The 12,094-nt window shown below is 34.4% G+C and carries 10 protein-coding genes and 2 tRNA genes; 3 read left to right on the top strand and 9 right to left on the bottom strand.

The genetic code is table 11. The features are described 5' to 3' along the window. Positions 1-17: 17 nt before the first annotated feature. From pal to znuA, 6 genes are all read right to left on the bottom strand, one after another. Positions 18-503, bottom strand: coding sequence for a peptidoglycan-associated lipoprotein Pal (gene pal, locus H3S88_RS11075; protein WP_198228898.1), 486 nt, complete (start codon positions 501-503; stop codon positions 18-20). Between the two features lie 170 nt (positions 504-673). Then, a complete protein-coding gene (tolB, locus tag H3S88_RS11070; protein ID WP_370528607.1) occupies positions 674-1,969 on the bottom strand; it encodes a Tol-Pal system beta propeller repeat protein TolB in 1,296 nt (431 codons plus the stop codon). 427 nt (positions 1,970-2,396) lie between these two features. Continuing rightward, entirely contained in the window at positions 2,397-3,206 is an 810-nt protein-coding gene (gene mutM / locus H3S88_RS11065; RefSeq protein ID WP_198228900.1) for a bifunctional DNA-formamidopyrimidine glycosylase/DNA-(apurinic or apyrimidinic site) lyase, read from the bottom strand. A gap of 10 nt (positions 3,207-3,216) precedes the next feature. Beyond that, a complete protein-coding gene (mrcB, locus tag H3S88_RS11060; protein ID WP_198228901.1) occupies positions 3,217-5,550 on the bottom strand; it encodes a bifunctional glycosyl transferase/transpeptidase in 2,334 nt (777 codons plus the stop codon). 135 nt (positions 5,551-5,685) lie between these two features. After that, positions 5,686-7,047: a murein DD-endopeptidase MepM gene (gene mepM / locus H3S88_RS11055; protein WP_198228902.1), complete on the bottom strand. Its 1,362-nt coding sequence runs from the start codon at positions 7,045-7,047 to the stop codon at positions 5,686-5,688. Between the two features lie 28 nt (positions 7,048-7,075). Further along, a complete protein-coding gene (gene znuA, locus H3S88_RS11050; protein ID WP_198228903.1) occupies positions 7,076-8,035 on the bottom strand; it encodes a zinc ABC transporter substrate-binding protein ZnuA in 960 nt (319 codons plus the stop codon). Between the two features lie 93 nt (positions 8,036-8,128). On the opposite strand from znuA, the gene znuC reads away from it, so the two are divergent. The 3 genes from znuC (at position 8,129) to H3S88_RS11035 (ending at position 11,350) form a co-directional block, all read left to right on the top strand. Then, positions 8,129-8,875 (top strand): zinc ABC transporter ATP-binding protein ZnuC, encoded by a 747-nt coding sequence (gene znuC / locus H3S88_RS11045; protein WP_086308806.1) that lies wholly within the window; start codon positions 8,129-8,131, stop codon positions 8,873-8,875. 31 nt (positions 8,876-8,906) lie between these two features. Further along, on the top strand, positions 8,907-9,707 hold the full coding sequence (gene znuB, locus H3S88_RS11040; protein WP_198228904.1) for a zinc ABC transporter permease subunit ZnuB: 801 nt from the start codon (positions 8,907-8,909) through the stop codon (positions 9,705-9,707). A 119-nt stretch (positions 9,708-9,826) separates the two neighbouring features. After that, a complete protein-coding gene (locus H3S88_RS11035) occupies positions 9,827-11,350 on the top strand; it encodes a YifB family Mg chelatase-like AAA ATPase (protein WP_198228905.1) in 1,524 nt (507 codons plus the stop codon). Positions 11,351-11,355: 5 nt separating this feature from the next. On the opposite strand, the gene H3S88_RS11030 is transcribed toward H3S88_RS11035, so the two are convergent. The 3 genes from H3S88_RS11030 to H3S88_RS11020 form a co-directional block, all read right to left on the bottom strand. Next, the gene (locus tag H3S88_RS11030) at positions 11,356-11,694 is read right to left on the bottom strand and encodes a DUF413 domain-containing protein (protein WP_039129930.1); all 339 of its coding nucleotides are present in this window, start codon (positions 11,692-11,694) and stop codon (positions 11,356-11,358) included. A gap of 132 nt (positions 11,695-11,826) precedes the next feature. Further along, positions 11,827-11,902, bottom strand: a tRNA-Trp gene (locus H3S88_RS11025). Between the two features lie 8 nt (positions 11,903-11,910). Continuing rightward, positions 11,911-11,987: transfer RNA gene (locus H3S88_RS11020), tRNA-Asp, on the bottom strand. Positions 11,988-12,094 lie beyond the last annotated feature (107 nt).

The raw sequence follows: 12,094 nt of genomic DNA, 5'->3' as shown, positions 1-12,094 counted from the left end.
GCCGTTAAATAAACTAATTAGAAACCAGAGTATGTTATTACTGCACGACGGTTTCTAGAATAAGCTTCTTCGTCATGTCCTAATACAGCTGGTTTTTCTTTACCATAAGATACGATGTCCATTTGTCCGCCAGGAACACCATTACCTTGTAGATATGATTTAACTGCGCTCGCACGACGTTCACCTAATGCAATATTGTATTCTGGCGTACCACGTTCATCAGCATGACCTTCAATTACGACTTTAATATCTGGATTTGCACGCATGAAAACTGCATGATCATCTAATAATGTTGCAAACTCTTGTTTAACATTATATCTATCAAAATCAAAATATACGATGTTGATTTGTTGTAATTTACGAATTTGCTCTAAAACTCTTTGGGATGCATTAACGGTTGTAGTCCCACCTTGGTCAGTAGTGGTATTGTTTGATGAACATGCAGTAACTGCCATTAGTGGTAAAGCAACCGCAGCTACTTTAAGAAAATTAGAAAATTGCATTGTATTAACTCCTTTGTGTTTTAAAAAATATTACTTATAGATTATATCTCTTACTAATTATAAAAATAACACAATTTATCAATTAGAAATTATAGCGTTATATATTATAACGCTATTACCTTTTGTACAATTTTAATATTCAGAATATAGAATAAATTTCAATCCTTTATTTATAAATATGGTGACCAAGCAGGAAATTTTACTTGCCCATCAGTAGCAGGTAGTCTAGCTTTAAAATTACCATCGGTTGAAACAAGATTCAAAATTGTGCCTAATCCTTGTGTTGAACTATAAATAATCATAGTTCCATTAGGTGCTATGCTTGGTGTTTCATCCAAAAATGAATCCGTCAATCGTTGATAAGTATTTGTTTCTGTATCATAACGTGTAATATGCTGTTCACCGTTATTTGTCGAAATCATTGCAATAAAAGAACCATCAGGAGCAACACGGGCATTTTGATTTTGTGTATTATCCCATGTTAAACGTTGGGTGCTTCCATCATTTATATTAATAGTATAAAGTTGAGGGCGACCAGCTTGGTCAGAAGTATAAACAATTGTTTGGCTATCTGGCATCCATGATGGCTCAGTATCATTGCTACGACCTGATGTAATTTGAGTTAATTTCTTTGAGTTTAAATCCATCATATATAAATTTAAACTTCCATCTTTGGATAATGCAAAAGCTAATTTACTGCCATCAGGAGAAAAAGCAGGGGCACCATTATGTTTTGGGAAAGCAGCAATTGTTTGAACAGCGCCGGTTTCTAATGATTTTACAACTAATGATGAACGACCACCTTCAAAAGTTACATAAGCAAGTTTTTTGCCATCCGGTGACCATGTAGGCGACATTAATGGTTCTTTAGAACGGTGGACAGTCATTTGATCATACCCATCGTAATCAGACACCCTTAATTCGTGTGTAAAAGGTCCCCTAGTAGTTTTAACCACATAAGCAATACGTGTTCTAAAAGCACCTTTTATGCCTGTTAGTGACTCAAAAATTTCATCACTTGCAGTATGCGCTGCATAACGAATCCAACGTTTATCAATCGAATATTGATTTTGTGCTAAAACTGCACCTGGACGAGTAACGGTATCAATTAATTGATAATTAATTAAATATTTCCCGGAAGCATCAGGTTGAATGGAACCAACAACCACAGCTGAAACACCAAGTTGATCCCAAACAGCAGGAGTAACTTCTGAAGCAGTGGTTGGCTTTTGTGGCATATTATTAACATCAATAGGATTAAATTTACCACTATTGCGTAAATCTGAAGCAACTATATCCTCAATATTTTGTGGAGGCTCACCCGATCCTGTCCACTTAAAAGGTACAACTGCTATCGGTTTGGCAGAACTAACGCCATCGGTGATAATAATGCGAACATCTGCATTAGCAATCATTGTATGAAATAAAACAGATAAAGTTATCAAAAAGCGACAAGCAAATTTGATCATCTTAAATTCCTTAATAAAAGCGAAATAAATTACATTAAAATCAATGCAAATTACAAACAACGCGATTGAAATATCTTTGGAGTTTAATATTTTATCACTAATTAATTAGCGCCACATATTAAACTTTATAAAAGATAAATACTTTTATCCCCCCCAAAAAGATATCCGATATCGCGTAACAAGTCTAGTCACTTCAAAGCAAAATATTTCAATTTACTTTTTGCTACATTCCAATAATTAGCTTTTCAGTTGGTAAACACTAATTAATTGAAAAATTGGTATGTACATTTATCTGAGTTGATGATGGTTTAAAGAAAGAAAATAGATGTTATTTATACAAATTTTAACTTAATTGAGCTTTCAATATTATGTTAACTTACATCGACTATTTTAGGTAATTACTCACATAAAAATAAACAATTCATTATTTTTGACATTGTTCACAATAAAACGTATTACGTTGTCCTATTCTTTGTGATTTTATTTCTGCATTACAAATATAGCATTTTTCACCGCCTCTACCATAAACTTGAAGTTCTTGAGCGAAATAGCCTGGTTTTCCATCCGATTGCAGAAAATCTTTAAGCGTGGTACCACCTTGTGTAATTGATTTAGTAAGTACTTGCTTAATAGCATTAACTAATCTCTCAAATTCCACTAATTGTATAGAATTGACTTTTCGATTGGGATTAATTTTTGCCATGAACAATGATTCTGAAGCATAAATATTGCCAACGCCAACCACAATATGATTATCCATAATCCAACTTTTAATGGGTATTTGTCGATTTTTTGCTTTTTCAAATAAATAGTTTGCTGAAAACTCATCACTCAAAGGTTCTGGTCCCAAATTTTGCAATTGGAATACATCATCGAGTGAATTAGCCCAAAGCCAAGATCCAAAACGTCTTGGGTCTGTGTAACGTAATATCACACCATTTTCTAAAACCAAATCAATATGGTCATGTTTTTCAGCTTCTTGATGATTTTTTAAAATGCGTAAACTACCTGACATTCCTAAATGAATTACTATCCAGTTATAAGACAATTGTAACAACAGATATTTCGCACGTCTTTGAATATCTAAAATAACTTGTCCTTGAGCATTCTTAATTGCATCATCAACTGGCCAACGCAATTTAGGCTGTCGAACAATTATTTGTTTAATAGTCTGACCTTTTAAATAAGGTAAAATACCACAACGACTTGTTTCGACTTCTGGTAATTCAGGCATAGAGTCCTACTTAGTTATTTAACATTTCAGATACCCAAGACGGTGCCGATTTATCTGACACCGATTGGTTACCGCCAGAACACAAACCTTGGGGATTAGCGGTCCATACAGGCAAAGTACGAACACCACTTCCACCACATTGCCACTGACCATTGCTATCAATTGGCATCATAAAAATATTTTGTGGCATAGGCAGTACTAATTTCTTAGGTGGATTATTCTGTAAATATTCACTATAAATTTTTAGCGCTCCCGTTGCTCCTGTTAATTTCATAGGAGAATGGTCATCAAGCCCAATCCAGATGACAGCAACATTTTTACCATCAATTCCTGTAAACCAACTATCTCGTGAATCGTTACTTGTCCCAGTTTTAGCAGCGAGTTTAAATGGTCCATATTTGGATTTTAATGAACGCGATGTACCTGATTCAACAACCTGCTGCATTGCATAAGTTGTTAAATAAGCGGACTGTGCTGACACAGCTTGTAGTTGCTGTGGATAACTTTGATAAACCAACTTTCCTTTATCCGTTAATACATATCGGAGAATAGTTAATGGCGAACGTTGGCCATTATTAGTAATAGTTTGAAACATTTGTGCTGTTTCTAATGGCGTTAATTCTAAAGCTCCAAGTAATCTTGATGGTAAATTAGGTATGCGATCTGCTGGTACACCTAATGCTTCTAAAGTATTTTTACTCGCATCAAGTCCTAATTCCATTCCTAGATTAACAGTCGGTACATTAAGTGAGAGCGCTAAAGCATCCACCAACATAACACGATCACGATATTTCCGATCAAAATTTTTCGGTTGCCAATAGCTTCCATTATCGACTTTAATTGACAGTGGATTATCATTAAGCCAACTATTTAGTTGATAATTATCTGGTTGCCCTAACGCAGTCAAATAGGTTGAAGGTTTAGCTAAAGACCCAATTGATCGTCTTGTTAACCATGCTCGATTGTAACCAGGATAACGTGGTTCAGCACTACCTATAATTGACCGTATTTCACCCGTTTCCCGACTAACAATGACCATTGCAGTTTGTAAATCTTTGTTCGTAGATTTACGTAATGATTCTATTTGATTGGTTACTGCTTGTTCGGCAGCTGCCTGAGCAACTGGATCAAAAGTAGTGAAGATCTTCATTCCTGACAGATGATCAGCTTTATCTCCTAACTGCTTTCTCAGTTCACTGCGTACAACTTGCATAAATGCAGGTTGAGGAGAAATGACGCCTCCTTTAGGTAATACAGAGAGTGGGCGCTGACTTAATAAGTTATATAACTCTTCATCAATAATACCTTGTTGTTGAGTAAGTTTTAAAACAATATTACGACGCTCAAGAACTTGTTTTGGTTGTGTCCAAGGATTATAAAGTGATGCGCCTTTTACCATTCCAACTAAAACAGCTTGCTGATCTAATGTAAGCTCATTAACAGGACGTCCAAAATAATACAGGCTAGCCAGCGGAAAACCATGAATCTCTTCACTACCTGCTTGTCCAAAATAGACTTCATTTAGATATAATTCTAAGATTCTTTCTTTGCTATATCGGGCATCTAAAATCAATGCCATATAAGCTTCGCGGATCTTTCTACTTAAGCTACGTTCATTAGTCAAAAAAAGATTTTTTACTGTTTGTTGCGTTAAGGTACTACCACCTTCCGTACGACCAGTCGTTAAATTAACAAAAATCGCACGTCCAATAGAGTATAAACTCACTCCATAATGATTATAAAAACGTTTATCTTCGGTGGCTATTAACGTTTGTATGAGTGAATCAGGAAATTCTTTTAACGGCACAAATAATCGCTGCTCGCCATTAGGAGAATGCAGCATAGTAATTAATTTAGGATCAATGCGTAGTAATCCAAAATCACGACCGGTATCTAAATTAGTGATACGATCAATATGATTTTCATAAAATGAAATTTTGACACGAAACGCTTTTTCTTCACCATCAGGGAAAGTAAAAGGTCGACGATAAATTTGTACTGTATCGTTAGTAACAATAAATTCGCCAGGGCGCGTTGCTTTGGTGTCTTGCTGTCGATATTGAGCCCCAACTAACATAGTGACTACATCACTTAAACTGTATTCACTATCTGGTTCAAGATCAATAATTTGACCATAAACTGCAGCTGGCAGTTCCCAAACATTACCATCAATACGTTCTTTGATTTGCTGGTCAAGATAGATACCATAAATTATAGCTACAGCAGCAAAAACTAGAAAGACTTTAAACAGAAACGACCAAAGCCGTCGCCATAAAGTCTTTTTCTTAACCTTTTTAGCGGATCGTTTTTTATTTGTTTTGGTTGTTTTTGTTGATTTATTCAAGCTACACCTAACATTTATTATTCAATCAAAATTAACCTTATAATAACATAATTTCTTAAGGATACCTTAACCTTCTTTTCGTTAAAAAGTTTCAGGAAATGGGTACGTTTTAGTATAAAATTAACCTTTAATTTTTTAAAAATTTAGCTGCGGGCGAATATCTTTAACTTTTGACAAAAATGCTTTTTTTGATTTACCAGTTAACCCTTCTGAAATAGGTAAACTTGCCGTTAAAGGATTAACAGGTTTATTATTAATATGTAACTCAAAGTGTAGATGAGGGCCTGTCGATCGCCCTGTATTGCCTGATAGGCCAATCTTATCACCTTGCTTAACTTGCTGACCAGGTTTTACCAATATTTTATCCAGATGCATATATGTTGTCATATACTGACGACCATGACGAATAGCAATATAGTTACCCGCAGAACCACTATACTTGGCAATAACCACTTCACCATTACCTACTGATAAAACAGGTGTTCCTCGGGATACGGCAAAGTCAACTCCATTATGAGGTGTAACAACACCAGTAACAGGATTTAAACGACGTGGGTTAAATCCTGACGATACACGAGCCTGTTTTTCAAGAGGATATCGAAAAAAACTTTGTGATAAGCTGCCGCCGTTAATATCATAGTATTGACCATCATCAGCTAAAATAGCATAATAATCTTTGCTACCATTTCTAATGCGAACACCGATTAATTGACTATTAGACAAGCGCTTACCATGTACTTCACGCGATAAAATTACCGAGAATTTATCACCAACTTTTAAACGACGAAAATCTAAGCGCCATTGTAAGGCTCGAGTGATAACACCAATTTCACTACTCGTTAATCCACTTTTACGCGCATCAGCAATGAAACTGTTTTTTATATCCCCCTTTATAACTACTTCCTGTGGTATCACTTCTACAGTTTCAGAGCTTTCGATAAATTTATTGCCTGATTTTTCGTAAATTCTGATATTGTTACTGGATATTATCCAACTAAAACTTTGTAAATTATTGGAATCATCAGTCGTCCAACTAACTTGTTGACCAATTCTTAAATTGGCTAGCTGTTTAAAGTTAGTTGTTAATTGGTAAACATCCCTTCTATTGACGTTATACCTTAGTAAAATATCATGTAGAGTATCACCACGTGCAACAGTATATTGCACAGTATTACCCTTATCTTCAATAATGTCATCTAGCTCATCTTTAACTATTTCATCCTCAGGAACATCTGATGATTCAGTAACTTGATCTGTTTTTGACTTACCGCCAACAACTTCAATTCGACCATCTCCAACAATAACTGGAGAATTAATATTATCTATTACTGTCGTTTCAACTTGAGGAGTCAAAGGAACATATACCGTGCGCTCCAAATTAAGTGGCCGCCATAATACGGTAAATGAGATAACCACAAGAAGAACACCTAATAGTGAAAAATAGGGAAAATTAGATTTATTCTTTTCAATATTAGGGGATTTAATCTTACTTGCCAAAATTAACCTTAACTATTTATTATCTACATTACTTTTTATCTAAACAATCCAACAGTTGCTGTGTTAATCTTAATAAAAATTGTGAATAGGCATTTTTGGATAAAGTGATATCTGTACCCAAGGGATTCAATTCGCCAATACGAACATCTGTTCCATTCACTATTTTTTCAATAACTGCAGGGCTAAACTGTGGCTCTCTAAATACACATACTGCTTGATGTTCTTTTAATTCTCGTTTGATAGCATAAACAGTTTGAACACCTGGCTGTACTGCTGGATTTATGGTAAAACTACCTAGATTTTTTAATCCGAACTGTGATTCAAAATACCCATAGGCATCATGAAAAACAAAATATCCGCTATTTTGTACGTTAATCAGTTTTTTTGCAATGTTTTGTTCTGTTTCAGCTAGTTTAACGGTGAATTCGTTTAAATTTTCATCAATAATATCTTTTTTGTTGGGATATATACTAATAAGTTTATCATGTACTGCTTGAGCAATCTCTTTGGCTATTTTTGGGGAAAGCCAAATATGCTCATCGTATTCACCATGATGATCATGATCAGAATCATTATTATGAGTATGGGTTTCATGTTGATCATGATTATTTGTACTGGTTCGTAGTAAACTTTTAATGGTGGGTATATCCATTAATTCTATTTGTTTGTCCTTATCAATACTTTTTAAAACTGTAGGCATGAATGTTTCTAAGTCCTCACCAACCCAAATAATCAATTCAGCTGTTTTTATTTTAGCTAAATCCGATGGTTTTAAAGAATATGTGTGAGGAGATGTTCCATCAGGCAATAAAATATCAGTATTTGTTATGCCATCAGAAACCGCTTGAGTTATAAAAGCAATAGGTTTTACAGAGGAAATAATGTTTGCATTCGCATCTAAAATAAACCCATTAATAATGAGCAATGGACCTAGCATTTTTAAGAATCGCAATAATCGATTAGATTTAATTTGTGCATTTTTTTTCACATTATTATCCTATAGTTATAAATTATGGTAGAATAGATCACATTATTGTTATAGTATAACATAACATATAGGTGAGCAAGGACTTACGTTAATATGACTCAGCTAATTTCGCTAGATAATGTTTCGGTTGAAATAAAACATCAAAAAATAATACATAATGTTTCGTTATCAATTAGCACAAATCAAATTGTAACGTTACTTGGCCCAAATGGTGCAGGTAAATCAACATTAGTTAAAGTCATTTTGGGATTAATGCCTTATACATCAGGAAAGATAACTCGTTTAACTAACTTAACAATTGGTTATGTTCCACAATCCATCAAACTTAATCCGACCTTACCCATTACTGTAAAGCGTTTTATGTGTTTGAATAAACAATTAAATAGTAAAAATGTTCTAAACATTCTATCTTTGGTAAAAGCAGAATATTTAATTGATAAATCAATGCATCAACTGTCTGGCGGTGAACTGCAAAGAGTTCTACTTGCTCAGGCGTTAGCTAAACGCCCCCAATTATTAATCCTAGATGAACCGACGCAGGGGGTAGATGTTAATGGACAGGTTTTATTATATGATTTAATTAGTAATGCGAAAACACAGTTTAATTGTGGTGTTTTAATGGTTTCACATGATCTACATTTGGTAATGGCTAAAACAGATGAAGTCATCTGCTTAAATCATCATATTTGTTGTTCAGGAACGCCAGCTAGTGTCTCAAATGATCCAGAATTTATTTCTCTTTTTGGTCAACAAGGTGCATCTCAAATCGCTGTTTATAAACATCATCACAATCATCAACATGATCTATGTAAACACACTAATGAACAGCAAAATAATTAAATAATCTTACCTAAAATTGGAAAAAAAGATAATGATTGAGTTACTATTACCATCTTTATTAGCGGGTTTATTTTTAACTACAGTAACAGGTCCGTTAGGTACATTTGTTGTATGGAGAAGAATGTCATATTTTGGTGATACTTTATCACATGCAGCTTTACTCGGTATTGCATTTGGTTTTCTACTCAACATAAATTTGTTTTATGCTGTTATTTTTATAACACTTTTACTTGCTATAGGATTACTTTGGCTGGAATCTCAAAAGCAATTGCCAATTGATACCTTACTTGGTATTTTGGCTCACAGTGCATTATCACTAGGCCTAGTAGTTATTAGCTTAATGAAGAATATACGTATTGACTTGATGGGATACTTATTTGGCGATCTTCTATCTGTAACATATTCTGATCTTTTTCAAATTATTATTTGTGTAATGCTTATTGGCACTTTACTACTTTGGCAATGGAATAATTTTTTATTCATTACTGTTAGTGAAGAATTAGCATTTAGTAACGGTATTAATATACAATTCACAAAATTGTTTTTGACCCTTTTATTAGCATTTACAATAGGAATAGCAATGAAATTTGTAGGTGCACTGATTATCACATCGCTACTTATTATTCCTGCTGCAACAGCCAAATATTATTCAAAAACACCTGAATCTATGGCATTAATAGCAATAGTTATCGGTATGTTATCTATCATTGGAGGATTATTATTTTCATTCATTTACGATACCCCAACAGGCCCATCCGTTGTATTGAGTAACACATGTCTATTTTTTATATCATTATTTATTTCGAGATTCTTGATTAGTGAAAAAGAGTAAATAATAGAAAAAATATCATATTTATTGTGAACAAATACGCATAAATTTAACAGTGAGATTTATGCATGACTTATATATAAATAAAGTGATAATAAATTTAAATGTTAAAGATTAAAATTATGTCACTTGCAACTATTTTCACTCGCGCATCCATTGGAATACAAGCTCCACAAATAAATGTAGAAGTTCATATTAGTAATGGATTACCAGGTTTTGTCCTAGTTGGTCTTCCTGAAGCAACTGTCAAAGAAGCAAAAGATCGTGTTAGAAGTGCAATCATTAATAGTGGATTTACTTTTCCTGCAAAAAAAATAACTGTCAATTTGTCGCCAGCCGATCTTCCAAAAGAAGGCAGTCGTTTTGATTTACCTATTGCTATTGCAATTCTTGCTGCAACACAACAAATTCCCTCTGATAATTTATCTAAATATGAATTTTTAGGAGAGCTTGCTTTATCTGGAGAAATTAGAGCGGTTAAAGGTGCTATACCCGCTGCACTTTCATCCCAAAAAAAGCAGCGTTCGCTAATAATATCTGCAGAGAATCAATCAGAAGTATCTTTAATACACCAAGGAAATACATTAATCACAAATAATTTAGTCGAGGTATGTCAACATTTGACACAAGAAATAAGTTTACCGTTAGTAGCTTATAGAGAATACCATAATGGTAATGATACGTTAACTAATTTGCAGGATATTATTGGGCAAGAGCATGCTAAAAGAGCATTGGAAATAGCGGCAGCTGGAGGCCATAATTTATTATTAATAGGCCCCCCTGGGACAGGTAAAACAATGTTAGCAACTCGGTTAACATCATTATTGCCTCCATTATCTGATGCAGAAGCATTAGAAAGTGCAGCAATTACTAGTTTGGTTAGTTCAAATGGATCAATCCAAAATTGGCGTAAACGCCCTTTCAGATCGCCTCATCATAGTGCTTCAATTGCAGCATTGGTTGGAGGGGGATCAATACCTAAACCCGGTGAAATATCACTAGCTCATAATGGAGTGTTATTTTTAGATGAACTTCCTGAATTTAATCGTAAAGTCCTTGATGCGTTAAGAGAACCTATTGAATCAGGTGAAATCATTATTTCAAGAGCAAATGCTAAAATAAAATTTCCAGCTAGATTTCAACTTATAGCGGCAATGAATCCAAGTCCTACAGGACACTATCAAGGAACACATAACAGAACGACGCCTCAACAAATCATTCGTTACCTAAATCGACTGTCAGGACCATTTTTAGATAGATTTGATATATCTATTGAAGTACCACTTTTACCTAAAGGAGCATTGCGTCAGAGAGCAATAAAGAGCGAATCCACTGAAATGGTAAAAGAAAGAGTTTTACGAGCCAGAAACATTCAAATGGAAAGAAATAAAAAATTAAATAGCCAACTAACCTCTAATGATATTCAACTTTATTGTCAGTTATCTGATGAAGATAATGAGTATTTAGAACAAGCTTTGATAAAATTAGGACTCTCAGCTAGAGCATGGCATAGAATATTGAAAGTGTCCCGAACTATTGCAGATTTAGAGTTATCAAAAAACATAGAACGAAAACATATTTCAGAAGCTTTAAGTTATCGTTCTATGGATAGATTGTTAATTCAATTACACAAAAATATTGGTTAAAAGAATTAGTCATCACTATCTACGAAATCATCATTAACATCAACTTGAGGCTTACCGCCTGATAATGTATGAAAACGTTTCGGCTTATTTATACGGGATAGGTATTTTAACCATGCTTTTTCTAAATCAGTAGAAGGTTCTTTTTTTCCTTTACACACTGCTACAAATGACTTTTCGTCTGCTGTAACAGGCTTTCTTGTTTCTGCATCAAGATCCCTAAAAGCACAACCATATTTTTCTAAAATTTGTGCTTCTTTAATTGTGAAATCTCCGTGGCGAGAGAATCCCCTTGGATAATTTTTATTATCAAAAAAACGTTGTTGACTTACAAAACTTTCAGCCATTTTATATCCTCTAGATTGTAAAAGTATCTGGGCGGGAATTATAATTCACTAACTTAATCTGTAAACAAAAATTTTTTATTTATGTTAGTAAAAATTACTGAACGGCTAAAATTAGAACAAAACCATCATTTTTGGCAGGGGCGGAGAGTCTCGAACTCCCAACACCCGGTTTTGGAGACCGGTGCTCTACCAATTGAACTACGCCCCTAAATAAGGTGGCGGAACGGACGGGGCTCGAACCCGCGACCCCCTGCGTGACAGGCAGGTATTCTAACCAACTGAACTACCGCTCCACCGAATTTGGTGTGTATATAAATTTAAAAGTCTGGCGGCTCCCTACTCTCACATGGGTAATACCCACACTACCATCGGCACTTCGGCGTTTCACTTCTGAGTTCGG

It is taken from the genome of Gilliamella sp. B14448G11 (genome assembly GCF_016101765.1).
GTDB lineage: Bacteria > Pseudomonadota > Gammaproteobacteria > Enterobacterales > Orbaceae > Gilliamella > Gilliamella apicola_N.
Note: the sequence above shows the minus strand (reverse complement) of the source record. Positions and strands in the feature narration are given on the sequence as shown.